Genomic DNA, 24,851 nt, shown 5'->3' on the forward strand with positions numbered 1-24,851 from the left:
TCGGTCTAGGACTCTATCCGCTCGTCCGTGGAAACCTTGAATCCCCTGGCTGTCAAGGCCGCCCGCAGTTCCACCCGGTCGTCGAGGGCAAGGTTGACGCCATTCACTTCCTGCCAGACCTCATGTCCTCGGCCGGCGATCAGGATAGTGTCCTGCTCCGTGGCCAGATCCACGGCTTGGCGGATCGCGACGTCCCGGGGGTACGCTTCCACGATCTCGCAGTCAAGGTCCTCCGACTCGCGGGCGGCCCGGGCGCCGGCGATGACTTCCGAACGGATCGCCGCAGCGTCTTCGTCATGGGGATCGTCGTCGCTGACAATCACGACGTCGGCGAGTCGGGCGGCTATGGCGCCCATGGTCGGCCTCTTGCCCTGGTCGCGCTGTCCTGTGGCGCCGAAAACGACGATCACGCGGGATCCGGGTGCTTGCGGGCGTATGGCGCTCAGGGCCCGCGCCAGCGCGTCCGGGTTGTGCGCGAAATCGACAACGGAAGCCGGGGCATCGGAAATCAGCTGCATCCGGCCGGGCACGGAAACCGTGAAGGGATCGTGGCTGTCCAGCGCGGCCTGAAGTGCCGACCGGTCGATGCCGGAGTCGAGCACCATGATGGTGGCCAGTGCCGCATTGGCGACGTTGAAATCTCCCGGCAATCCTGTATGGACACGCAGGACCGATCCATCGTGGTGGCGCAATTCGAAGTCCGTTCCAAGTCCGCGTGGTTTGGAAGACCCGACCGTCCAGTCGGCTTCGCTCCCAGCGGTGGCCGACAGCGTGGTCACGGGAATTCCCGCCTCTTCGGCCAGCAAGCGCCCCCACGGATCGTCCACGGTCACTACGGCCCGCCGTGCGCGCGCTCTCGTGAACAGCTCCGCCTTGGTCCGGAAGTATTCGTCCATGCTTCCGTGGAGATCGAGGTGGTCCTGCGTCAGATTGGTGAATCCGGCAACGTCGAACGTCACCGAGTCGACCCTGTGGAACGAAAGAGCATGGGAGGAGACCTCCATGGAAGCCGCTTCCAACCCACGTTCACGCATGAGGGCGAGCAAGGCATGGACGTCCGTTGACTCCGGCGTGGTCAGCAGACTCGGGATGGCCTCGCCCCCCGCAAGAATTTCAATCGTCCCGATCAGGCCGGGATTCATGCCCAGGGCACGGAGCAAGGAGTTGATGAAATACGTGGTCGTTGTTTTGCCGTTCGTACCAGTTACACCGAAAAGCGTGGGCGAAACCCCATCGAGTGGCTGGCTTCGATAAACGAGGGCAGCGAGGGTGCCGACTGCTGCACGGGGATCGCCAACGATCAGCACCGGAACGGCAAGGTCCTCAAGTGCCAATTGACGGGCGCCGTCCTCATCGGTCACGACGGCCACAGCGCCGGCCGCCACCGCTTGGGTGACAAAGTCTGCTCCGTGGCGTGTGGCACCGGGCAAGGCCAAGTACAGGTCTCCCGGCTCGACGGTGCGCGAGTTGAGGGACACACCAGTGACCGACGTACCGGCTGAGTCCGGGGTCAGCGCGATTCCGAGGGACGATGCGATGGCCTCCAGGGCAACCGGCGCCACGACGGCTGGACGGAAGCCGGGTTTGTCCGTAGCCGGCGGGTTCCCTGTAGGGATCGATACGGCATCATTCTGCTCTGACAAGGTGCTCTCCGTTGGTACTCGTAAAACTGGCCGCGCGGGAACCCTCGGGCTCCCGCAAACGGCATGGGTTGATCTAAATGTGGCCGGACAGATGCCCAACAAGCTTACTTGGCGAAACTGAACTACTTGCCGTACTGGCTTTATTTGGCGTACTGGGCCTTATTTGGAGTCCTGGTCCTTATTTGCCGTATTGGGGGAACCGCGCCGGAGTGCCGGTGGACGGCGGGACGTTGTAGGTGCGCAGGACCTGGCCCATCACCGAGCGGAAAATCGGTCCTTGCGTGATGCCGTAGATGTTGCCCTTGGGCCTCTGGACAACAACCTCGACGATGAACCGTGGATTTTCCATGGGCGCCATCCCAATGATGGAGGCCGTGAAGCCATCGAAGCCAGGCAGGCCGTCTTCGCGGGGCGCCTCGGAGGTTCCTGTCTTGGCGCCCACCCGGTATCCGTCGATGCCAGCATCTTTCACTTCGCCCATCGTCACGTTGCTCTCCAGGATGTCCCGCACTTGCTGCGCGGTGTCCTTGGTAACGACTTGCCGGGCGTCCTTGGCAGGTGCTTTCGCTTCGACCCCGTCGGCGCCGACGTAGCCGTCGATCAACCTGGGTTGCAGCATCACGCCGTCGTTGGCCACGCTTTGGTATGCCCGGACGGTCTGCAGCGTGGACTGGGAAACGCCTTGGCCGAACAGGACGGTGTACTGCTGCCGGTCGTCCCATTGATCGGGCTTGGCCAGGATTCCTGAGGCTTCGGCGGGAAGACCAATGTCCGGGGCTTCCCCGATGCCGAAGCGCTGGAGATAGTCATAGCGCTGTTGCTTGCTCAGCCGGCTGCCGATCATCACGGTACCCGTGTTCATCGAATAGCCGAGGATACCGGCGAGGGTCCGCTGTTCGGTTCCGTGGAGGAAGGCATCGGTGAACGTCTGACCGTCGATGGTCACGGCAGGAGGAACGGTAACGGTGTCCAATGGGCTGGACTTTCCTTCATTGATCGCAGCGGACGCGGTGATCATCTTCTCCACCGAACCAGGCTCATAGGCGGCCGTCACCGATCGCACGCCGCGGTCCGCAGCCGCTACTTTGCCCGGGTCGTTGGGATCCGGGGCGTTCGTATCCGCCATCGCAATGAGGTTCCCGGTCTTGATGTCCTCAACGACGATTGATCCCCACTCGGCATTGAGCTGGTTGACCTGGGTCTGGATGGCCTGCTGCGCAAAGTACTGGATGTCCGTGTTCAGCGTAAGCTTGACGTCTTTGCCGTTGACAGCCGGGGTCAGCAGATCGGTTGCCACGGGGATACGGAGACCGTCGGCGCCGATTTCAAAGACGCGCTTGCCGTCCTTGCCGCGGAGGAGCTCGTCTTGGGTCTGCTCAAGGCCGGCTTGGCCCGTGGTGCCGTCCTTGAGGAAGCCGATGATGCCACCGGCGACGCTGCCGTTGGGATAGACGCGCTTGCTGATGCCCTCCGAGACGATACCCGGGATGTGGAGTTGGGATATCCGGTCCTCGACGTCCGGCTTCACTTCCTTGGCCACGATGTTGTATTTCTTCTCGCCGGTCACGGCCTGCGTAACCTGGTTGACGTCCATCCCCAGGGCGCTGGAAAGCTCTGCTATCCCTTGGGTCCTGGAGATTTTATCGATGGCTTGGGTCTGGGTGTTGTAGCGCGAAAACTCAGATGTGTTCGTGTTGACTGTTTGGTCCACCACAATGTTGTAACGGATCACGCTGCTGGCCAGCACGGTGCCGTTGGCGTCAATGATCTTGCCGCGTTCGGCCGGCAGGACGGTGGTGGTCAGCCGGTTGTTGTAGGCAGCCTCGGCCAGGCCACCGACGTCCAGCCCCTGGACGAGGAACAGTTTGCCCCCGACCACCAGCAACAGCGTGAGCATGATTCCGAGGCCGAGGCGCAGGCGCCTCTTCGCCACCGGCGTTCTCTTGTTCTTCGATTTGCCGGTCTTTTGCACCACGTCGATTCCTTGCTGCTTGCCTTGCTGGTCACCTGAAATCAGGTCGGCTGGACGCTACTGCCCGGGTACCTTCTGCTGCGGAGCGGGGACCGAACCACCATGGAGATCCACAACCGGCGGCTTGGGTGCCGCAGGAACCGCGGGCGCCTGCGGTTTGGCCGCGGTGGAGTCGGCGGCACCGTTGGGCTTACGGCTGTCCAGTGAATCGTTCTTGGCGGGTGCAGGAACTGCGACGCTGGACTGGCCTGCTACCGCAGGAGCAGCGATGACGGCTCCGGGATTCTGTCCCTTGGTTGCCGGCGTGGCCTTTCCTGTGACTGTCAGGTTGTCCAGATCGATCTGGCCCGTGGCAGTGGAAGCTACCATGCCCAATTCTGCGGCTTTGGCGGCAAGATTCTGGGGAGCCTGGTAGTTCTGGACCTGCTGTGTCAGATCCTGGTTCTGCTTGTTCAGGGATGCAGCGTCGTTCCTGAGCTTCACAAGGTCGTATTGGGCCGTGGAAACGGAGATGTTGAGCACCAGGACAGTCAACAAGGCGGCCGCCAGCACGCCGAAGCAAAAGACGACGAAGGGAGTCCGTCGTCGTCCGGGAACACTCTGGACGAGCGAGAGCGGTGTCCGCGCCTTGCGGGTCGTGTCGCGTTCCGGTCCCCGGGCGGGCAGGGCACGCGCGGTGTTGCCCACCGTGGTCGGCAGGATCTTCGCGGCAGCGGTGCTCATGCTGTTCTCCTCGCTTTGATGCGTTCCACGGCCCGCAGGCGGGCAGATGCCGCACGCGGGTTTTCGGCGATTTCTTCAGGTGTGGGCACTTCCGTGCCCTTGGTAAGGGTCTTGAATTCCGGTTTATGTTCTTCCAGCTCCACGGGGAAGCCCAGCGGGGCCGACGACTTGGACCGGGACTGGAAGACCGATTTCACGATCTTGTCTTCGAGTGAGTGGTAAGACATCACCACTACCCGTCCGCCCATTGCCGAGGCCGAGAGGGCGGCAGGCACTGCTCTCTCCAGAACGTCGAGTTCCTCGTTGACTTCAATCCGCAGGGCCTGGAAAGTCCGCTTTGCCGGATGCCCGCCGGACTTCGCGGCGGCCGCAGGAACAACGCCGCGGATCTGCTCGACGAGCTCCCCGGTGGTGGCGAAAGGCTTGACGGCCCTTGCCGTGACGATGCGGTTTGCGATCCTGCCGGCGAACTTCTCTTCGCCCCACTTGCGGATAATCCGTACCAGGTCTTCTTCGGAATAGTTGTTGACGACGTCGGCGGCAGTCTGGCCGCGGCTGGTGTCCATCCGCATATCCAGCGGCGCGTCGTAGGAGTAGGCAAAGCCGCGCTCCCGCTCGTCCAATTGGAGGGAAGACACACCCAGATCCATGAGGATGCCGTGTACTTCCGGGATTCCAAGGTCTACGAGGACATCTTCGATTTCGTCATAGACGGCATGCACCAGGTCAGTGCGGGCCGCGAAGGGCTGCAGGCGCTCACCGGCGAGGGCCAGGGCCTCTTCGTCCCGGTCTATGCCAACAAGGTGCAGGTCGGGGAACCGCTGCAGCATCGCTTCGGAGTGGCCACCCATTCCCAACGTGGCGTCGATGACGACGGGCGTCTCGCCACGGCTGCGGGCGGCCTCAAAACCTGGTGCCAACAAATTGATGCACCGGTCCTTCAGGACCGGTACATGTCGCTCCGAGGTTGGTTTTGGCGCGTCTTGCTCCTCCATGCGGCCTCCTCAGAGCTGAATCGTTCGTCTGTCAGTTGGGCGGGTCGCTTCTTGAGCCGGATCCCCATCCGCGCCTATCGCAGCGTCCGCCTGGCTCCGGGGAAGGTGAGCCAGGAAAACAATGTGATGGGCGGCTGGAGATCCCGTCCAAGAAGCATTGCTGCTTCCTGTCCCGGTTTCTAAATGAACCCGGGAAGGTTGTCGTCGTCGGTCTCCGAGAAGGCGGCTTCCTTCTCGGCCAGGTATTCATCCCAAGCCTGGGCATCCCAGATCTCCGCACGGGTTCCGGCGCCGATGACCGCCAATTCCCGCTCAAGACCTGCGTAGCTCCGGAGCGCCGGCGGAATCGTCACGCGCCCCTGCTTGTCAGGTACCTCGTCAGAGGCTCCGGACAGGAAAACCCTGATGTAGTCACGCGATTGCTTGGAGGAAATGGGGGCCTCCCGCATGGATTCGTGAATACGTTCGAATTCCCGCTGGCTGAAGACGTAGATGCAACGTTCCTGGCCCCTTGTGAGCACCAAGCCGTCAGCAAGTTCCTCGCGGAACTTGGCGGGAAGGATGATCCGGCCCTTTTCGTCCAGACGAGGAGAATGCGTGCCAAGAAACACTGGCCCACCGCCCCCATCCGTAAAGGTGCCCGTACCTGCCCCACGCCGCCACTACCCTCTTACTTGCTCCACTTTACTCCACAAGCCCCCACAGTCAACGCAATCCGGCGTGTTTCTGCCCCACTTTCGAACGCGGGAGCCTGAAAACACGTGGATCTCAGTGGTGGTTGGTGGTGGAGGACGCTTTGCGGCGGCGCTCTAGGGAAGCGCTCGACGGCGGCTTCGCGAGCCGCGCTTACAGGCTCACGATGTGCGGCGAACGTGGCGTTAAATGCGAAAAGACCCGATATTCGGGTCTTTTCGCAATCAGGCCGGAGCCTGGTGGTGCAATGTGGAGGACTCGGTACCCCGGTTGAGGACAAGCCCCTCGGTGGAGCGTTCAGCTCTCCTCGCCGCGGCGGCGCTCGTCCCAGCGTTCTTCGAGGTTGCTCATGAATGAGTTCTTTGACTTGCCCGGCTTGGCACTCTTCGACTTCCCGCCGGCTGCCCTTCTCAGGGTGGCAAAGTAAACGCCGGCGCCCATCACAATGAAGCCCAGCACGCCAAGGAAGATGTTCTGCAAGGACACACCTACCAACAACAAGAGAATCCCGGCGATAGTGCCTAGAACGCCAATAACGATGTGCCTGGTCGACCATGAGCGAATGGGGTCAGAGCCCATTGAATTGGCAAACTTTGGATCGTCCTCATGCAGTTGCTTCTCGAGTTGCTCGAGGAGCTTCTGTTCGTGCTCCGAGAGGGGCATCGCGACCTCCTTTAGTCGGCCAGCGTCTGGATACGCCGCGGCCGTTGCCTCTGTTCCCTTGAACGGACGAACCCAAAGAAGGGTTCCCGAAGACCGGGTCTTGTGAACACGGTCTCACGGAACAGACGCAACATGGCAATTTATCCAGACGGTCTAAATCTGTGTATCTCTAGGATAGTTTGTTGGCCGCTGTTCTGAAAGACACGCCGGAGGGCACGCGAGGGCTCTTCGAAGCCTAGGGAGAACCCTGCCCGCCGGGCTCCGCATGCGGCTCCAGAAGCGTCGCCGGAAGGACAGTCTTGCTGCCGAATCGCTCGGTGACACGGTCAAGCGCCTGTTCAGCCGCCCGCCAGTTGTCGTCCCTGCGGTCGAAGCTCAACTGCAGCGAGGTGTGTTCCGCCGGTTCGAGCTGCTCAGCCCTGACTCCTACAAGACGCACGCTCATGGGCCGCTCCCCCAAGGACGCCAGCAACTGGTTAGCAACTTGATAGATCAACTGGGCGCTGTCTACAGGCGTATGCATTGTCTTACTGCGGCTGATTGTCGAAAAATCCGCATAGCGCAGTTTCAACGCGATGGTCCGGGCCAGCATTCCGGCTGTCCGCAGCCGTGAAGCGGTTCGGTGGGAGAGCCTTAGCAACTCGCGCTGCAAGAGTGCGTCATCCGGGGTGTCAACAGCGAACGTCTCCTCGGAACCAATGCTCTTCTCGAGGCGGGTAGGCGTGACCGGCCGCGGATCCAAGCCCATCGACAATCGGTGGACGTGCTCGCCCGACGCTCCCAGGACCTTTTTCAAGGAAGACAGCGGCGTGGCCGCAACGTCAGCCACGGTACGGATCCCCAGCCTGGCGAGGACATCGGCGGTCTTGGCCCCGACTCCCCATAAGGCGTTCACGGGCAGGCTGTGGAGATAGGCTACGGTCTGCCCTTCCTCAATGAGCAGCAGTCCGTCGGGTTTGCAGCGCGTAGAAGCAATTTTGGCAACGAACTTGTTGGCCGCTATTCCCACGGACGCAGTGATTCCGAGCTCGGACGCAACGCGGCGCCGGATCAAATGGCCGATGTTGAGGGGCGGACCAAGCCTCCGGATCGCGCCACCGACATCCAGGAAAGCCTCGTCGACACTCAAGGGCTCCACGAGGTCCGTTATCGATTCGAATATGCCCATCAGCTCCCGGGACACCTCGTAATAGAGGCTGTGGCGGGGCTCGATGATGACAGCGTTGGGGCATATTCGCATAGCGTTGGCCATGGGCATGGCAGACTTCACGCCCAGCGCCCGCGCTTCGTAGGAGGCGGACAGCACAACTGAGCGATCCACCGGGAAGCCGACAATGACGGGTTTTCCCTTGAGTTCAGGCCGGGTGCGCAATTCCACCGAGACAAAGAAGGCATCCATGTCGACGTGGAGGATGCTGGTGCGCCTCAGTTCCCGCAGAGCAGCGGGATCCGGGGCGGATTCTTGTCCGGGGCCCCGCCCGTTGTTCTCTGCTTGTGGTCTCACAAGGAAATCCTATGCCGCGGCACTGGTTACTGGTGGCCGCATCCGGCGCCCTAAACTGGAGGCAGCATCCGGCGTCGTCCCCAGGAGGAAATCCCTGTGAAGCTCTTTGGAAAGCCTCAACCCGTCAGTCTGGCCTTGTTGGCCACGGGCGTCGCGTTGACCATCTCGGCTTGCGGGTCGTCCCCCGCAGGCACGGCATCCCAAGGGGCTGCGCCAACGTCGTCCACTGCCTCGGCAAGTCCGGCGCTGGCCACCACGTCCACCGCGGCCGCAGGAGCTTCGGCGACGGTTGGCGCCCTTGTTCCGGGATTCCCGCAGCAACTGATTCCATTGATGCCCAAGGCAGCGGTGGAATCCAGCAGTTTCGACAAGAACTCCTCCCCGGCGTCGGTGGCCCTGGTCGGCACCATTGCGTCCCCATCGGACGCAGTAGTGGCCTTTTATACCTCTGCGCTCACGGCGCAGGGCTTTAAGGAGGTTCCCGGCAGCACCGTGGGAAGTATCAAATCAAAGGATTTCCTCCGTGGCGACAATGAAACCGTGAATATCTCGGTAGTGGAAACAGCGGGTAAATCCACGTTCACGATCGGTGCCAACGTGGCCGCCGGGTCAATCAAGTGACCACGGAGAGCCTGGCTTCGGAACAGAGCCGTTTCGTGGCCGATGTCGCCGCCAAACTTAACGGTTTCCTTGGGGTGCAACAAGAAACCATGGCCACCATCTCCCCCGATGTCGCTCCCCTCATGGGCTCAATCACGAGCCTCGTGACAGGTGGCAAACGGCTTCGGGCCTTGATGTGCTACTGGGGGTGGCGAGGTGCCGGAGGCGAGTCCGCACATCCGGACATCATTACTGCCGGCTGCGCTTTGGAACTCTTCCAGGCTGCAGCCCTGATTCACGACGACATCATCGACCGCTCCGACACCCGGCGTGGCGGTCCAAGCGTCCACAAGCGGTTCAGCCAGCTCCACGAGGGCGAGGGCTGGGCCCTCGACAGCGAACGCTTCGGACATGCGGCCGCGATCCTCACCGGAGACCTCTGCCTGTCGTTCAGCGAGGAAGCGTTCACCGAGATTGGTGGCAGGGCTGCAACAGGAACGCCTGCGCGGCGGATCTTCAACCTGATGCGCGCCGAGGTCATGGCCGGCCAATACCTGGACATCCTGGAGGAGGTTGCGGGCCCCGTGCGGGACCGCGCAGGTGCCGTCCGCCGCGCACAGTCCATCATCCGATTCAAATCGGCGAAGTACTCAACGGAACACCCCTTGGCCCTTGGTGGCGCCTTGGCCGGTGCCAGCGAAGAACTCTTGCAAGGCTATTCCGCTTTCGCGTTGCCCCTTGGTGAAGCTTTCCAGCTCCGCGACGACGTCCTGGGGGTGTTCGGAGACCCCGGGACGACAGGAAAGCCTGCAGGAGATGACCTCCGCGAGGGCAAACGGACTGTGCTGGTGGGCTTCGCCATCAACCAGGCCGGGGCTACTGATTCGAGCTACATAGATACCATGCTCGGACGGCAGGACCTTGGCGAGGCCGAGGTAGCCGAGATCCGGCGGATCATCGTGGATTGCGGAGCGCTCGAAGCCACGGAATCCATGATCGAGGAACTCAGCAACCAAGCTTTCGAGGCCTTGGAAAGCCTCCCCTTGGCTGAACTCCCGCTTACCGCGCTCAGGCAGTTGGCCGAAGCCGCCGTCAGCCGGGCCGCGTGAACTCTTGGATAAATCCACGTTAAGGGCTGTCTAAATACCTGCCTTAAATACAGTGGTGGCGATCAGCAACCTGATCGCCACCACTGTATTTAAGGCAGGAGTCCCTTACCAGGCAAGCGATTGGGCCCTGCGTCGGATTTCAGTTTTGCGCCCTTCACGGAGCGCGTCGACAGGGCGGCCACGCAGCGACTCATCCGGAGTGAAAAGCCACGCGATGAGCTCCTCATCCGTGTACCCGGCATCGCCGAGCACTGCGATGGTGCCCTTCAGGCTATCCACCACATGACCATCCTGGATAAAGAGGGCAGGAATCGAACGGATATTGCGTTCGCCCACTCTCACAGCCACCACTGCACGCTCATCCAGAAGACCGTGGACCTTGGTGATTGAAACGTTCAGCAGCTCTGCCACATCGGGCAGCGGCAGCCATTCGGAAACGAGGCTTTCTACATTACTCACGGATCAAGATTGCCACGCCCGCGCGCTTTGCGCCTAGCCGGACGGACGGCACGGGCGGAATTTGCGTCCCCGAATTGCCCAAGAATCGAATGCGCCGGGATTTCTTGTGCGGAATCGAAAAATGTGAGAGATTCACATTGATCACATTTGCATCACTACTAACTTTAGTAACACTGGCAACAGCGGCATTCCCAACATCCGCTGCTGAGATGAGGATTGCTCCCATGACGACGCCCCGCTCGCCCAAGAAGACAACGAGCATGCCCATAATTGCGGCCACCACAGCGGCGCTGCCCGCCGTCATGCTCTCTTCGTTGGCGCTCGCCCAACCGGCAACAGCGCTTCCAGCGGTACAAACCCAGAAGATCCCCGCATCGCTGACCGCGGCCATGCAGGCCCAGGCCGCGGCCGTATCCGCAAACGTCATTCCCGCCTCCGCGGTTGCCGCGACCATCCCGACTGCCATGCAGCCCATGGCACCGACGGCTCCGGCCACGTACACGATCGTCCGGGGCGATACCATCAGCGGCATCGCTGCCCGCTACGGGCTGAACACCAACACCGTCCTGCAGCTCAACGGGCTCTCGGGCAACACCATCATCTACCCGGGACAGCAGATCAAGTTGTCCGGTTCCGCGGCTGCTCCAAGCGCCCCGGCACCCGCGCCCAGCCCGGCGTCGTCGTCGTCGGCTGCCAGCTATACAGTCGTGTCCGGGGATACCCTGAGCGGCATTGCAGCCCGCCACGGAGTGGCGCTCTCAGACGTCTTCAGCTGGAACGGCCTCAACGGCCGGTCCATCATCTACCCGGGACAGAAGATCAAGGTTGGCCCGGGAACGAACGCACCGGCTCCGGCGGCCCCGGCTCCAGCGGCATTGGCCCCTGCTTCCGCTCCGGCTGCCCCGGCAGCGCCGGCACTTGCCAACACCGGCTCGTACACCATCAAGTCGGGTGACACTCTGGGCGGCATTGCGTCCCGCCTTGGCGTGTCCTTGTCATCTCTGCTCTCGGCCAACAAGCTGTCGATGAGCACCATCATTTATCCGGGGCAGAAGCTCGCCATCCCGGGTGCTCCTGCAGCCTCGGCTCCGGCCCCGGCTCCGGTCAGCGCCCCCTTGGTTCCCAACACGTTCCTGGGCTACACCTACCCGGAGGCGGTGGTCAGTTCAGCCAACGCGAACAAGGCCCTGCTCAATGCGTCCCCGGTACCCAGCACCGCCCAGATGAAGGGGATCGTAGCCGATACCGCGCGCCGGATGGGGGTGGACCCGTCTTTGGCCATGGCGTTCGCCTACCAGGAATCCGGCTTCAACCAGCGTGCCGTCTCTCCCGCCAACGCCATCGGCACGATGCAGGTGATTCCCTCCTCCGGAGAATGGGCTTCCCAACTGGTGGGACGCAAGCTCAACATCCTGGACCCGTATGACAACGTGACCGCCGGCGTCGCCATCATCCGGGCCCTCGTCAACACCAGCAAGGATCTGAACACGGCCATCGCAGGCTACTACCAGGGCCAGTACTCGGTGAGCAAGCACGGGATGTACGACGACACCAAGGCCTACGTCGCCTCGATCCTGTCCCTCAAGAAGAACTTCAGCTAAATCAGGCCGCTGAACACGGGCCCGGATCGCACGGCGATTCGGGCCCGTGTTTTTGCTCAACTAGGATCGTAGGGTGCAGGAACAAGTTTCGGACCAACTCCTCGGATCCCTCGTGGACGGGCGCTACCTGGTGCGATCGCGCCTCGCGAACGGCGGAATGTCAACCGTCTATCTCGCCACCGACGAGCGGCTCGACCGCGACGTGGCGCTCAAAGTGCTGCATCCCCACCTGGCGAATGACCAGAATTTCCTCGACCGCTTGCAGCGCGAGGCCCGGGCCGCGGCGAGCCTTTCCCACCCGCACGTCGTAGGTGTCCTCGACCAGGGACAGGACGGCCACATTGCGTACATCGTCATGGAGTACATCAAGGGCCACACCCTGCGCGACGTCCTCAACGAGAAGGCAGCCCTTCCTCCCCGGCTGGCCTTTGCCCTGATCGACCCCGTCATCGAAGGGCTCGCGGCCGCCCACGCGGCAGGGCTCATCCACCGCGACGTGAAACCGGAAAACGTCCTCATCGCCGACGACGGCCGTATCAAGGTGGGCGACTTCGGCCTGGCCCGGGCGGTCACTGCGACAACCAGCACCGGCGCCCTCATCGGCACAGTCGCATATCTGGCTCCCGAACTGGTCCTCGGCAAAGCCGCGGACGCCCGGAGCGACATCTACTCCACCGGCATCATGCTCTACGAAATGCTTACCGGCGAACAACCGTATGCGGGCGATGTTCCCATCCAGGTTGCCTACCAGCACGTCAACGCGGCCGTCGCTCCGCCGTCGCTCGCGGTGCCCGGCCTTGCCGCCGATGTGGACGAACTGGTCCAGTGGTGCACCGCAAAGGAACCCGAAGAGCGTCCGGTGGACGGCTCTGCGCTCTTGTCGGAACTGCGGCACATCCGCACCACCTTGAGCGACGCGCAACTGGATATCAACCCGCCAGCCGCCAAGGCGGCAACGCCCGAAGGGCAACAAGAAGCGGCCGGGGCAACCGCGATAGTCGCCCCTTTCCACGCCGAACGTACGGAGCCCCTGGAACGGATAGGCCGCCCGACGGAGATTATCTCAAGCCAGCGCAATCCAACCACAGTGCTTCCGCCGTCGGGATTCTCCCCCGGTGCCGCAGCTTTCGACATCCAGGTGCCACAGGACCGCGAACCCCTGGATCCGGCCGATGCCCCGCCGAGCAAACGCGACATCAAGCGGATGGAGCGCCAGGAAGAAAAGGACCGCGCCCGGGCCGCGGCCACGCCGTCGCGCTCTTTGCGGGAAGGCAACCCGCGCCGCCGGGCCGTGATCTGGACGATTGTCGTGATTGTCCTGGCGATCCTTGCCACTGCGGCGGGCTGGTTCTTCGGCATGGGGCCCGGTTCGCCCGGAACCATACCGGACACCAAGAACAAGACGGTCGCCGAGGCACAGCAGCTGCTGAGAACCGCGGGCTTCCAATCCGAACCAAAAGACGTGTTCGACGACGACGTGACCGCGGGTTTGGCTGTGGGAACGGAACCCGCTTCCGGCCAAGTAGTCCGGAAGTTCCAAGGGGTGTCGCTCTTCGTCTCGAAGGGTCCGCAATTGTTTCCGCTTGCCACGATGACCGGCCTGACGCTTGACCAGGCAAAGAATGCCCTTGGTGCGGCGGGGATGTCGCTCGGCAAAATCACCGAGCAGTTTGACGACAAAGTGCCTTCAGGCACGGTCATCTCCCAGTCTCCGGCCCAGGACACGGCCGTCCGCCACGGCACCCCGGTGGCACTGGTGGTCTCCAAGGGACCGCAGCCCCTCCCCGTACCGGATGTCCGCGGCATGAGCCAGCAGGCCGCCGTCAAAGCGATCAGCGACGCCGGATTGACCGCAAAAATATCGCCGGAACCCGTCAACGACAAAAAGGTCCCCGCGGGAGCCGTAGTCAGCCAGATCCCTGCCAACGGCACCTTGATCCGCGGCGACGCCGTCACGTTGACCCTCTCGAAGGGTCCGAAAATGGTGCATGTCCCCAACTTCATCGGCAAACAGGCGGACGCCGCCCGCAAGGCCCTGGAGTCGCTCGGATTCGAGGTCAAGATCAACAACATCCTGGGTGGCTTCTTCGGCACGGTCCGCGACCAGAACCCCGTGGACAGCGATGCCCCGGAGGGCTCCGTCGTCACCCTGACCGTTGTGTAGGACGCGCCCATACAGGAAAGGCGATCCGGAAATGTTCCGGATCGCCTTTCCTCTATTCGGGCGTGCTGCTGGACGTCCGCTTCGTGTGGACTACCGCTTGGTGAGGGCTCCAGCCACGAGGAACGCCATCTCGAGGGACTGCATGTGGTTCAGGCGGGGATCGCACACAGACTCGTAGCGGTCCAGGAATGCATCCTGGTCAATGGGATCGGCGCCCCCAAGGCATTCCGCGACGTCGTCGCCGGTCATTTCCATGTGCAGGCCACCGGGTACCGTCCCGAGGGCGTGGTGGACCTCGAAGAACCCGCGGACTTCGTCCACGACGTCATCGAAGTTGCGGGTCTTGTACCCGTTGGGCGAGGTGACCGTGTTCCCGTGCATAGGGTCCGTGACCCAGAGGACCTGGGCGCCCGACGCAGTGACCTTCTCGACGACGGCGGGCAGCTTCTCGCGGATGTTCTTGGAGCCCATACGGGTGATGAAGGTCAGGCGGCCGGGCTCGCGGTTCGGGTCGAGCTTGTCAATGAGCCGCAATGCGTCGTCTCCGGAAGTCCCGGGACCGAGCTTGACGCCGATCGGATTGCGCACCCGGGACAGGAAGTCCACATGCGCATGGTCGAGCTCACGCGTGCGCTCACCGATCCAGAGGAAGTGCCCGGAAGTGTCGTAAGGAAGTCCCGTGCGGGAGTCGATGCGCGTCAGGGCCCGCTCGTAGTCGAGCAGGAGTGCCTCGTGGCTCGCGAAGAACTCCACGCGCTTGAGGGCTTCGAAATCGGCACCGCAGGACGCCATGAACTTGATGGCACGGTCGATGTCCCTCGCCAAGGACTCGTAGCGGGCATGGGCGGGGTTTTCGGTGAAGCCCTTGTTCCAGAGGTGCACCAGGCGGAGATCGGCGAAGCCGCCTTGCGTGAAGGCTCGGATAAGGTTCAGCGTGGAAGCCGAGGTGTGGTACGCCTTCAGCATGCGGCTGGCGTCGTGGGCGCGGGACTCCGGAGTGAAATCGTAGCCGTTGACAATGTCGCCGCGGTACGCGGGCAAGGTCACGCCGTCGCGGGTTTCCTCGTTCGAGGACCGGGGCTTGGCGAATTGGCCAGCCATGCGGCCCATCTTGATGACGGGCATGGCCGCACCATAGGTGAGGACAACGGCCATCTGGAGGATGGTCCGGACCCGGGCGCTGATCTTGTCAGCTGTGGCGTCCTCGAAAGTCTCTGCGCAGTCGCCGCCCTGAAGCAGGAATGCCTTGCCCTGGGCTGCGGCGGCCAAACGCTCTCGCAGGATATCGACTTCGCCCGCGAAAACCAGCGGCGGAAGCACGGACAGTTCTTTGACGGAGGCATCGAAGACGCCCCGATCGGTCCAGGTGGGTTGCTGCGAGATGGGCAGCTGGCGCCAATCGTCCAAGCCGGGATAGTTTGCCGCGCCGCTTTGCGCGGTGCTGGTCAGGGGGCTGCCCAGGGAACTGGTCACGGGGCCGGTCATGGACGGTGCGGGGTTCGCGGATAGCTCAGTCACTCTCCAAGACTAGTTGCCTTGCCCGCTGTTCGGGGCATGGCTTCCGTAACCCTTATTGGCGGGCCGTCACACTTTCCCGGCCACTGCGCCGTCGCCGTCCGGGCCTGAACTGTTGCCGGGCGGGCGCCTGCCCTCGTCGCCGTCGCCGGCTGGATTCACTTCGCTTCCGCTCACCGGCTCCGGAGGCTGCCCGGCCAGCCGCTGCTTGACGACGGCAGCGTATTCGTCCACGTATTCCTGCCCCGAGAGCCGCATGAGTTCGTACATGATTTCGTCGGTCACGGCGCGTTGAACGGCATGGTCTTCTTCTTGGCCGTAGTACCGGCTGAAGTCCAAAGGTTGCCCGAAAATGATTCCGATCCTGCGGATGTTGGGCAAACGCTTCCCGATGGGCTGGACTTTCTCGGTGCCGATCATCGCAACGGGAACAACGGGGACCCGGGTTTGGAGTGCAAGTTTGGCGACCCCCACTTTGCCCCTGTAGAGCTTGGCATCGGGGCTGCGGGTGCCTTCGGGGTAGATGCCCAGCAGGCCGCCGGCGGCCAGGACGTCCCTGCCGGCCTGCAGGGACAACTCGGACGCGGCCCCGCCCGAACGGTCCATCGGCAACTGGTTGGTGAGCCGGAAGAACATGGCCGTAAGCCTGCCTTTGAGCCCGGTACCCGTGAAGTACTCGGACTTGGCCAGGAAGCTGACGCGCCGGGGCACCATCACCGGCATGAAGATCGAGTCGGAAAAGGACAAATGGTTGGAAGCGAGAATCGCGGCGCCATCCTGGGGGACATTGTCGAGGCCCTTGACCCAGGGGCGGAACAGCAATTTGAGAAGCGGACCCAAAAAGATCCGTTTCATGACCCAATAGAACACTTTGGTTCCTCTCCGGGGCGGCGTCTGCAAGGCGTCCGGACGGTCCCGGCCCGCACTCAGAAGCCACCATACTCCAGTGAGAATTGTCCCGAACAGTGACACGATGGACTCATCACGGAAAGCAGTGCCGCCAACAGAGTAGCCTCGGAGTCATCATGAACACTCTCCCCGATCCCTCGCCGTACACCAGCGACTTCACCGGTAGTGGACCCAGCATCGGCGTCGTGATGAGCCACGGCTTCACGGGCAGTCCGCACAGCATGCGCCCCTGGGCCGAGTACTTGGCGGCCGAAGGCTACGCTGTCCGCCTCCCTCTGCTTCCAGGCCATGGGACCACGTGGCAGGACATGGCCACGCGGCACTGGCAGGAGTGGCACCATGCAGTGGATGAGGCGTATCTGGAGCTCCAGGCCGAGTGCGACTTCGTCTTCGCCGCCGGCTTGTCGATGGGAGGGACACTGGCTCTGCGGATCGCGGCTACCCGGCCCGTTGCCGGTACCGTCGTGGTCAATCCGGGACTGGTGATCGATGATCCCCGCGCCGCCGTGGTCGGCATTCTCAAGCACGTCATGAAATCCACCCCGGCCATCGCCAACGACATCCTGAAACCCGGCATGGACGAGGGAGCCTACCCCAGGACACCGGTCGCGGCCGCCCATGAGTTGAAGAAGATGTACAAGGACACCGTCGCCCTGCTCCCCCGGATTTCCGCTCCGGTGCGCATCTTCCGTTCCTCGGTCGACCACGTGGTTTCGGATCGGAGCATCGCGCAGTTGAAGGAGCGGGTCACGGCTTCGATGGAGTTCTCCACCTTGAAGAACAGTTACCACGTGGCCACGTTGGACAACGATGCCTTGGAGATTTTCCGGGGCTCGGCCGAGTTCATGAGGAAAACGATGACAGGGCTGACAAGCAGTTCGGCCCCCGCCAGCCAGTCCGGCACCGAGCTCCGGGATTCACCCCATGAATAGGCCAGGGCCTGACTCCCCCGACCAGAGCGCCAACAAAGACGACGACGCCGTCTGGCTCGATTTGGTGGCCCGGCTTGAGTCGATGCCTTCATCGGCCCTCGACGAGGCGCCGACGTCGGCGGAGGCCGGCAACGATTCCGGAACAGAGCCGGGTCCAGGTCCGGACAACGTTCCGGGGCGCTCATCGTCACGTTCCTTCCAGGACTTCGACCCTCTTGGATTGTCTAAACGGGGCGCCGCAGAAGAACCCGCAAGCAGCGGGGAGGCCGGTCCGCGTGACTACGACGTCGAGGACGAGGCCGGTTTCGTCCCGGAGGACCCGCCGAGCCTGGCCGGTACCGAACCGCTGACCATGCTCGCGTGGATCGGAGCCGTGGGCGGCCCGCTTGCCCTGCTGTTCACCGCGATGTTCTGGCGCTCGGCGCCGCTCCTGGCCGTGATGGGGATCCTGGCGACCTTCCTGGCCTCAGTGGTGTACCTCATCATGAAGCTGCCCCAGGAAAAAGACGAGAACGACGACGGCGCCCGCGTCTAGGCGGACTGCCGCACTGCGCATCCCCTCGCGGCTGGGCCCGTACTACCCGCGCGCCCTGCCGCTGACCCGGGACAGGTCGGCAGCGCCGATCATCCCCGCCCGCGGTCCCAGCGCAGCGAGCTTGATGGCGGCCGCGGGACGGAAACCACGGCCGGTGAGGTTCCGGGTGAATGCTGTCCGCGCAGGGCCCACGAGAAGCTCACCGGCGTCGCATAGCCCACCGCCGATGACGAATGTCCCTGGGTCGAGCGCAGCAGCCAGGTTGGCCAGACCAAGCCCGAGCCAGTGCCCCACTTCTTCCAAGAGCTCCCTTGAAGCGGAATCTCCGGCTTTTGCCCGCTCCGTCACGGTAACGCCCGTGATGTTCTCAGCGGAGCCTCCGGCGGCCTTGAGCAATTCATAGGCAACAGGTGAATTCCGGACGGCCAACTCCCGCGCTTCCCTGCCGAGCGCGTTACCGGAGGCATATTGCTCCCAGCAGCCGCGGTTGCCGCATTCGCAGCGGTGCCCGCCGGGCACCACGATCTGGTGGCCGAACTCCCCCGCTACGCCGAACCGCCCACGCTCCACTCGTCCGTCCATGACCATGGCACCACCGATGCCGGTGCCGAGCGTAATGCAGACGAGGCGGCTCTCACCAAGACCGGCGCCGAAGCGCCATTCAGCCCAGGCAGCAGCATCGGCGTCGTTGGTGACGAGTACCGGGCGCCTCAGCAGGCTCTGCAGGTTTTCGCGCAGCGGCTCGTTACGCCAGGCGAGATGCGGGCTGAAAAGTACCGTGCCGCCATCGAGATCCATCCAACCGGCGGCGCCGATCCCCACAGAGGCGATCCGGTGGCTTTTACCCAGCTCCTGGACAAGCTCGACGATCACCTGCTCCACAGCCCGGGCGTCATTGCCCGGCGTGGAGCGACGCGCTTCCTCGATCACACGGCCCGAAGGATCCACGACTCCCGCTGCCACCTTCGTGCCGCCGATGTCGATCCCGATCGCGAGCCCCCTGCGGCCGAGATGGGATCGGCGCGCGGCCCACGGCACGGACTCCCAGCGCGGGCCTCCGTGCGTGGAGCCGGGGCGCCGGCCGGTTGAGGCCGAACCGGACCAGGAAATCTTCCGAACGCTTGCCGGGATCTGGTCGTTGGATGAATTCAGAGGCATGTCGCCATCCTATTCCGAGCGCCGCATATGTACTGACATGTTGGACCTTCGGACGAAGCGCCCGCAGGCCTGCATTGGTGGAATCCCACGCTTCACGTAAAGTTACTCATCAGTAACTTGAGTAAGGTGAATTGCGCCACACCCATTACTTGGCCGTATAGAGTTAGAGCAGCCCCGCAATGGTCTGTTGATATCGAAGGAGCTATCGTGCGTGAATTCAGTGTTCCGCCCCTGGTGAATGTTGCCCCCGAAACCAACATCACGGACCTTGTGGTTCGCCAGGCCGCCAAGCCATCCAACCCGGCACTGTTTGCCAAGCTCGACAGCGCCGGCCAATGGCAGGACATCCGGGCAAAGGACTTCCTCCAGGACGTGTCGGCCCTGGCCAAAGGCCTCATCGCCAATGGCGTCGGTGTGGGCGACCGCGTGGGCATCATGTCCAGGACCCGCTACGAATGGTCCCTCGTGGACTTCGCCGTCTGGTTTGCAGGCGGCATTTCGGTGCCGATCTATGAAACGTCATCGCCGTCACAAGTGGCCTGGAACCTCGGCGACTCCGGCGCAGTTGCGGCATTCGCCGAGTCGGCACACCACGAAGACGTCATCCGCCAGGCGGTCACCGCCGAAGGCCTCGGCTCAGTGGCCCATGTCTGGCAGCTTGGAGGCGGCGGCCTTGACGCGCTTCGCAGTGCCGGAAGCGGTGTCAGCGACGAGGAACTCGAGGCGCGCCGCAGCAGCGCCGAACTCGCCGACGTCGCCACGATCATCTACACCTCCGGCACCACGGGGCGTCCCAAGGGTTGCGAACTCACTCACGGCAACTTCGTGGAGCTCTCGGAGAACGCTTTGGCTTCCCTTGGCGACGTCGTCAACGAGAACGCCAAGACCATCATGTTCCTCCCTCTCGCCCATGTCTTCGCCCGTTTCATCTCGGTCCTGGCCGTCGCCGCCGGCGCCCAAGTGGCACACACGCCGGATATCAAGAACCTGCTTGCAGACCTGCAAAGCTTCCAGCCGTCCTTCATCCTGGCTGTTCCACGTGTCTTCGAGAAGGTCTTCAACTCGGCGCTCACCAAGGCGGAGGACGGTGGCAAAGGTGCCATCTTCCATAAGGCCGTCGACACGGCGATCGCCTACTCCAAGGCGCAGCAGGAGGGATCCCTTGGCCTGGTGCTAAGGCTCAAGCACGCCGTCTTCGACCGTTTGGTGTACGGGAAGCTTCGCGCTGCCATGGGCGGCCACGTCAGCCACGCCGTCTCCGGTGGCGGTCCGCTCGGCGAACGGCTGGGCCATTTCTTCCACGGTATCGGCTTGCAGATCCTCGAGGGTTACGGCCTCACAGAGACCACGGCACCCATTTCAGTCAACACCCCGTCCCTGATCAAGATCGGCACGGTGGGGGCCCCGCTTCCCGGAAATGCGGTCAAGATCGCGGACGACGGCGAAATCCTCGCCAAGGGCGTCTGCGTCATGAGGGGCTACTTCAAGCGGGATGACCTCGCCGCGGAAACGTTCGTGGACGGGTGGTTCCGCACAGGTGACATCGGCGAACTGGACGAACAAGGTTTCCTCAAGATCACCGGCCGCAAGAAGGAAATCATCGTCACGGCGAGCGGCAAGAACGTCGTGCCTGCCCTGCTGGAGGACCAAATCCGTGCGGACGCCCTGGTGTCCCAGGTCCTTGTGATCGGCGACAACCGGCCCTTCATCGGCGCGCTGGTCACCCTCGACGAGGAAGCCCTGCCCGGCTGGCTCGAGCGCCACGGCCTTCCCGCGTCCACGACGACGACGGCTGCCGCGGACAACGCCCTCGTCCGGGCTGCCGTCCAGGAACTGATCAGCCACGCCAACCAGTCCGTCTCCCACGCGGAGGCGATCAAGTCGTTCCGGATTGTGCCGTCCGACTTCACCGAGGCTTCCGGCCATCTCACGCCGTCGTTGAAGGTCAAGCGCGCCCAGGTCATGAAGGACTTCGACGCCGTGATCGAGGAAATGTATTCGGCGCCCAAGGCGTCCTGACACTCCCCCGGACGCATCCGGCAAGCAAAAAGGAAGGTCCCGGGCTAACAGCCCGGGACCTTCCTTCTTGCGTGCTCCGCGGAGGAGCGGGCCGCTATTCGACCACGATCAACAGATCGCCGCCTTGGACCTGCTCCACGTTGTTGATGGCGACGCGCGAGACCGTGCCGGCTACCGGCGTCGTGATGGATGCTTCCATCTTCATCGCCTCGATGGTGGCGACGGTATCGCCGGCCTTGACGGCGTCGCCTGCTTTGACGGTCAGGGTCACGGCGCCGGCGAACGGCGCTGCCACCTGGCCGGGCTGGGACGCATCCGCCTTCTCCGCTGCCTTCACGTTGCTCACAACGGACTTGTCACGAACCACCACGGGGCGGGACTGGCCGTTGAGCTTGCACATGACGGTGCGCATGCCCTTTTCGTCGGGCTCCGAAACTGCTTCCAGGGAAGCGATCAGGCGCACGCCCTTCTCGAGCTCCATGACGTGTTCGGCACCGAGCTGGAGACCGTACAGGTAGTCACGGGTATCGAGCACCGACAGGTTGCCGTAGGTGTCCACGCTCTTGAGGTAGTCCTTGGTGGGGCCCTCGAACAGAAGCCGGTTCAGGGTCCTCTGGCGGGACTTGGAATCGCCCTTGAGGGCAGCACTGTCTTCGGCGCTCAGTTCGACGTCGCGGACCTTGATGCTGCGGCCCTGGAGCGCCTTGGTGCGGAACGGCTCCGGCCATCCTCCAGGGGGATCTCCCAATTCACCCGACAGGAAGCCGATAACGGAGTCCGGGATGTCGTAGTTCTGCGGGTTCTCGTTGAAGTCCGCGGGATCTGCATGGATTCCCACGAGGTGCAGCGCGAGATCGCCCACCACCTTGGACGACGGCGTCACCTTGACCAAGCGGCCCAGGATACGGTCCGCGGCGGTGTACATGTCCTCAATGGCCTCGAAACGCTCGCCAAGGCCCAGCGCGATGGCCTGCTGGCGCAGGTTGGACAGCTGGCCGCCGGGAATTTCGTGCTGGTAGACCCGACCGGTGGGACCGGGAAGCCCGGACTCGAAGGGCGCGTAGACCCGGCGGACCGCTTCCCAGTAGGGCTCCAGGGAGCTGACGCTGGCCAGGCTGAGCCCGGTGTCGCGCGGGGTATGTGCCAAGGCGGCCACAAGGGCCGACGCCGATGGCTGGCTTGTAGTACCGGCAAGGGACGCTGATGCGACGTCGACGGCGTCCACGCCGGCGTCCACGGCCGCCAGCAGGGTGGCCAGCTGGCCGCCTGCGGTGTCGTGCGTGTGCAGGTGGACCGGAAGGTCGAAGCGTTCACGCAAGGCGCTGACAAGCTTGGCTGCGGCCGCTGGGCGGAGCAGGCCGGCCATGTCCTTGATGGCGAGGATGTGCGCACCGGCGTCGACGATCTTCTGGGCGAGGTCCAGGTAGTAGTCGAGGGTGTACAGGTTTTCGCTCGGGTCGAGGAGATCGCCGGTGTAGCAGAGTGCAACCTCCGCTACCGCGGTGCCGGTGGCCCGCACTGCGCGGATGGCCGGAGCCATCTGGTTGACGTCGTTGAGGGCGTCGAAGATGCGGAAGATGTCGATGCCCGTTGCCGCGGCCTCGTTGACGAATGCCTCGGTGACTTCCTCCGGGTAGGGCGTGTACCCGACTGTGTTACGGCCACGCAGCAGCATCTGCAGGCAGACATTGGGAAGGGCCTTGCGCAGGGCGGCCAGCCGGTCCCAAGGATCCTCGCCGAGGAAACGCAGGGCGACGTCGTAGGTGGCACCGCCCCAGGCTTCGACCGACAGCAGTTCGGGCAGCAGGGCGGAAACCGCGGGGCCGGCCGCGACGAGGTCGCGGGTACGGACACGGGTTGCGAGGAGCGACTGGTGGGCGTCGCGGAACGTGGTGTCCGTGACGGCCACGGCCTGCTGCGCGCGCAGGGCCTTCGCAAAGCCTTCGGGACCCAACTCCCGCAGCTTCTGGCGCGAGCCAGCCGGTGCAACGATCCCGGCAATCGACGGGAGCTTGGCTGCGGGGTCCGAGTGGACCTTGAGTTCGCCGTTGGGCTTGTTGACCGTCACATCGGCCAGCCAGGTCAGCAGTTTGGTTCCGCGGTCCGCGGAGACGTGGGACTTCAGCAGCTCGGGGCGCTTGTCGATGAAGTCGGTCGCCACGTTGCCCGCAATGAAGTCCGGGTCGGCAAGGACGGCCTGGAGGAAGGAGATATTGGTGGAAACGCCACGGATCCGGAACTCAGCCAGGCCGCGCCGTGCACGGGCCACCGCGGCAGGATAGTCGCGTCCGCGGCAGGTCAGCTTGACCAGCATGGAGTCAAAGTGTGGGCTGATCTCGGCACCCGAGTAGACCGTGCCGCCGTCGAGGCGGACACCCGCGCCACCCGCGGAACGGTAGCCGGTGATCTTTCCGACGTCGGGCCGGAAGCCGTTGGCGGGATCTTCCGTGGTGATGCGGCACTGCAGGGCGGCGCCCTTGATGGATACGGACTCCTGGCTCAAGCCGAGGTCTGCGAGGGTCTCGCCCGAGGCGATGCGCATCTGAGCCTGGACGAGGTCCACATCAGTGATTTCCTCGGTGACCGTGTGCTCGACCTGGATGCGCGGGTTCATCTCGATGAAGACGTGCTGGCCGGCCCGTTCGCCCTCGGTGTCCACCAGGAACTCGACCGTTCCGGCGTTGACGTAGTTCAGGGCCTTCGCGAAAGCGACGGCATCCCGGTAAAGGGCCTGGCGGATGGACTCGTCCAGGTTGGGGGCCGGAGCGATTTCCACGACTTTCTGGTGGCGGCGCTGCAGGGAGCAGTCGCGCTCGAAGAGGTGCATGACATTGCCCTCGCCATCGGCCAGAATCTGGACCTCGATGTGACGAGGACGCAGCACTGCCTGCTCCAGGAACATGGTGGGATCGCCGAACGCGGCGTCCGCCTCGCGCATGGCCGCCTGGAGGGCTTCCGGAAGGTCCTCGCGGGTCTCCACCCGGCGCATGCCGCGGCCACCACCGCCAGCGACGGCCTTGGCGAAGATCGGGAATCCGACCTCGTCCGCTGCGGCGATGAGTTCGTCGATGTCGCGGGACGGCGCGCTCGACTTCAGGACGGGTACACCTGCCTTGCGGGCGGCTTCGAGTGCGGCGACCTTGTTCCCGGCGAGCTCCAGCACCTCCGCCGGCGGGCCTATGAACGTGATGCCTGCGTCTTGGGCTGCCCGGGCGAGGTCCGGGTTCTCGGACAGGAATCCGTAGCCCGGGTAGATTGCGTCTGCACCCGCTTCTTTGGCGACACGGACGATTTCGTCCACGTCCAGGTAAGCACGGACCGGATGGCCTTCCTGGCCGATCAGGTAGGCCTCATCAGCCTTCTGCCGGTGGATCGAGTTGCGATCCTCATACGGGAAGACCGCTACGGTCTTGGCGCCCAGTTCATAGCTAGCGCGGAAGGCCCTGATCGCGATTTCGCCGCGATTAGCCACCAGAATCTTGGAAAACATGCTTCTCCTGCATCATTGCGGGTGTAACGGTCGGTGGTCACAGTGTGTAAGACCTCCATACCCAAACACAAATCTTTGTGGTGACAGTCACACAGGGATTCGTCACGAGCAGTGTACCTTCGCGCACGGTGCAGTTTCACGTGCTAAAAGGCGATCGAGTAACAGGC

20 protein-coding genes are annotated in these 24,851 nt (G+C 63.5%); 7 read left to right on the forward strand and 13 right to left on the reverse strand.

Annotated elements, in window-relative coordinates; all coding sequences use genetic code 11:
* Nucleotides 1–5: 5 nt before the first annotated feature.
* The 8 genes from ABEA18_RS00715 to ABEA18_RS00750 form a co-directional block, all read right to left on the reverse strand.
* Nucleotides 6–1,643: a UDP-N-acetylmuramoyl-L-alanyl-D-glutamate--2,6-diaminopimelate ligase gene (locus ABEA18_RS00715; protein ID WP_425550453.1), complete on the reverse strand. Its 1,638-nt coding sequence runs from the start codon at nucleotides 1,641–1,643 to the stop codon at nucleotides 6–8.
* A 178-nt stretch (nucleotides 1,644–1,821) separates the two neighbouring features.
* The gene (locus ABEA18_RS00720) at nucleotides 1,822–3,618 is read right to left on the reverse strand and encodes a peptidoglycan D,D-transpeptidase FtsI family protein (protein ID WP_345446899.1); all 1,797 of its coding nucleotides are present in this window, start codon (nucleotides 3,616–3,618) and stop codon (nucleotides 1,822–1,824) included.
* A gap of 54 nt (nucleotides 3,619–3,672) precedes the next feature.
* On the reverse strand, nucleotides 3,673–4,338 hold the full coding sequence (ftsL, locus tag ABEA18_RS00725) for a cell division protein FtsL (protein WP_345446902.1): 666 nt from the start codon (nucleotides 4,336–4,338) through the stop codon (nucleotides 3,673–3,675).
* Nucleotides 4,335–5,333 carry a 16S rRNA (cytosine(1402)-N(4))-methyltransferase RsmH gene (gene rsmH, locus ABEA18_RS00730; protein ID WP_345446905.1) on the reverse strand — a complete coding sequence of 333 codons (999 nt, stop codon included), beginning with the start codon at nucleotides 5,331–5,333 and terminating at the stop codon, nucleotides 4,335–4,337. Before rsmH ends, ftsL begins: the two co-directional genes overlap by 4 nt.
* A 179-nt stretch (nucleotides 5,334–5,512) precedes the next feature.
* A complete protein-coding gene (gene mraZ, locus ABEA18_RS00735) occupies nucleotides 5,513–5,944 on the reverse strand; it encodes a division/cell wall cluster transcriptional repressor MraZ (RefSeq protein WP_059389147.1) in 432 nt (143 codons plus the stop codon).
* Between the two features lie 379 nt (nucleotides 5,945–6,323).
* Nucleotides 6,324–6,689 (reverse strand): DUF3040 domain-containing protein, encoded by a 366-nt coding sequence (locus ABEA18_RS00740; protein WP_059389148.1) that lies wholly within the window; start codon nucleotides 6,687–6,689, stop codon nucleotides 6,324–6,326.
* A gap of 235 nt (nucleotides 6,690–6,924) precedes the next feature.
* Nucleotides 6,925–8,127 (reverse strand): DNA polymerase IV, encoded by a 1,203-nt coding sequence (gene dinB / locus ABEA18_RS00745; protein WP_345447049.1) that lies wholly within the window; start codon nucleotides 8,125–8,127, stop codon nucleotides 6,925–6,927.
* A 182-nt stretch (nucleotides 8,128–8,309) separates the two neighbouring features.
* A complete protein-coding gene (locus ABEA18_RS00750) occupies nucleotides 8,310–8,603 on the reverse strand; it encodes a hypothetical protein (RefSeq protein WP_345446910.1) in 294 nt (97 codons plus the stop codon).
* Nucleotides 8,604–8,625: 22 nt separating this feature from the next.
* On the opposite strand from ABEA18_RS00750, the gene ABEA18_RS00755 reads away from it, so the two are divergent.
* Both ABEA18_RS00755 and ABEA18_RS00760 read left to right on the forward strand, forming a co-directional pair.
* Nucleotides 8,626–8,814, forward strand: coding sequence for a hypothetical protein (locus tag ABEA18_RS00755; RefSeq protein ID WP_308193892.1), 189 nt, complete (start codon nucleotides 8,626–8,628; stop codon nucleotides 8,812–8,814).
* A gap of 89 nt (nucleotides 8,815–8,903) precedes the next feature.
* Nucleotides 8,904–9,902, forward strand: a complete 999-nt coding sequence (locus ABEA18_RS00760; protein ID WP_425550458.1) for a polyprenyl synthetase family protein — start codon at nucleotides 8,904–8,906, stop codon at nucleotides 9,900–9,902.
* 105 nt (nucleotides 9,903–10,007) lie between these two features.
* On the opposite strand, the gene ABEA18_RS00765 is transcribed toward ABEA18_RS00760, so the two are convergent.
* Nucleotides 10,008–10,361, reverse strand: coding sequence for an Rv2175c family DNA-binding protein (locus tag ABEA18_RS00765; protein WP_236816870.1), 354 nt, complete (start codon nucleotides 10,359–10,361; stop codon nucleotides 10,008–10,010).
* 224 nt (nucleotides 10,362–10,585) lie between these two features.
* Here ABEA18_RS00765 and ABEA18_RS00770 point away from each other — a divergent pair, with 224 nt between their 5' ends.
* The gene (locus ABEA18_RS00770) at nucleotides 10,586–11,962 is read left to right on the forward strand and encodes a lytic transglycosylase (RefSeq protein ID WP_345446916.1); all 1,377 of its coding nucleotides are present in this window, start codon (nucleotides 10,586–10,588) and stop codon (nucleotides 11,960–11,962) included.
* Nucleotides 11,963–12,035: 73 nt separating this feature from the next.
* Nucleotides 12,036–14,126, forward strand: a complete 2,091-nt coding sequence (pknB, locus tag ABEA18_RS00775) for a Stk1 family PASTA domain-containing Ser/Thr kinase (RefSeq protein ID WP_345446919.1) — start codon at nucleotides 12,036–12,038, stop codon at nucleotides 14,124–14,126.
* 90 nt (nucleotides 14,127–14,216) lie between these two features.
* Here pknB and ABEA18_RS00780 read toward each other — a convergent pair whose 3' ends face one another.
* Both ABEA18_RS00780 and ABEA18_RS00785 read right to left on the reverse strand, forming a co-directional pair.
* On the reverse strand, nucleotides 14,217–15,644 hold the full coding sequence (locus ABEA18_RS00780; RefSeq protein ID WP_425550454.1) for a class II 3-deoxy-7-phosphoheptulonate synthase: 1,428 nt from the start codon (nucleotides 15,642–15,644) through the stop codon (nucleotides 14,217–14,219).
* A 66-nt stretch (nucleotides 15,645–15,710) separates the two neighbouring features.
* Nucleotides 15,711–16,511, reverse strand: coding sequence for a lysophospholipid acyltransferase family protein (locus ABEA18_RS00785; RefSeq protein ID WP_345446922.1), 801 nt, complete (start codon nucleotides 16,509–16,511; stop codon nucleotides 15,711–15,713).
* Nucleotides 16,512–16,666: 155 nt separating this feature from the next.
* On the opposite strand from ABEA18_RS00785, the gene ABEA18_RS00790 reads away from it, so the two are divergent.
* Both ABEA18_RS00790 and ABEA18_RS00795 read left to right on the forward strand, forming a co-directional pair.
* Entirely contained in the window at nucleotides 16,667–17,482 is an 816-nt protein-coding gene (locus ABEA18_RS00790; protein ID WP_345446925.1) for an alpha/beta hydrolase, read from the forward strand.
* Nucleotides 17,475–18,017 (forward strand): hypothetical protein, encoded by a 543-nt coding sequence (locus ABEA18_RS00795; protein ID WP_345446928.1) that lies wholly within the window; start codon nucleotides 17,475–17,477, stop codon nucleotides 18,015–18,017. The genes ABEA18_RS00790 and ABEA18_RS00795 overlap by 8 nt, the downstream gene beginning before the upstream one ends.
* Before the next feature lie 42 nt (nucleotides 18,018–18,059).
* Here the strand turns inward: ABEA18_RS00795 and ABEA18_RS00800 are convergent, their stop codons facing one another.
* Nucleotides 18,060–19,175, reverse strand: coding sequence for an ROK family glucokinase (locus ABEA18_RS00800; protein ID WP_345446931.1), 1,116 nt, complete (start codon nucleotides 19,173–19,175; stop codon nucleotides 18,060–18,062).
* 207 nt (nucleotides 19,176–19,382) lie between these two features.
* Here ABEA18_RS00800 and ABEA18_RS00805 point away from each other — a divergent pair, with 207 nt between their 5' ends.
* Nucleotides 19,383–21,194 (forward strand): AMP-dependent synthetase/ligase, encoded by a 1,812-nt coding sequence (locus ABEA18_RS00805; RefSeq protein WP_345446935.1) that lies wholly within the window; start codon nucleotides 19,383–19,385, stop codon nucleotides 21,192–21,194.
* Nucleotides 21,195–21,288: 94 nt separating this feature from the next.
* Here ABEA18_RS00805 and ABEA18_RS00810 read toward each other — a convergent pair whose 3' ends face one another.
* Complete coding sequence (locus ABEA18_RS00810; RefSeq protein ID WP_345446938.1) at nucleotides 21,289–24,684, reverse strand: pyruvate carboxylase; 3,396 nt, start codon at nucleotides 24,682–24,684, stop codon at nucleotides 21,289–21,291.
* Nucleotides 24,685–24,851 lie beyond the last annotated feature (167 nt).

The sequence above is a fragment of the Arthrobacter gyeryongensis genome (assembly GCF_039543785.1).
Lineage (GTDB): Bacteria > Actinomycetota > Actinomycetes > Actinomycetales > Micrococcaceae > Arthrobacter > Arthrobacter gyeryongensis.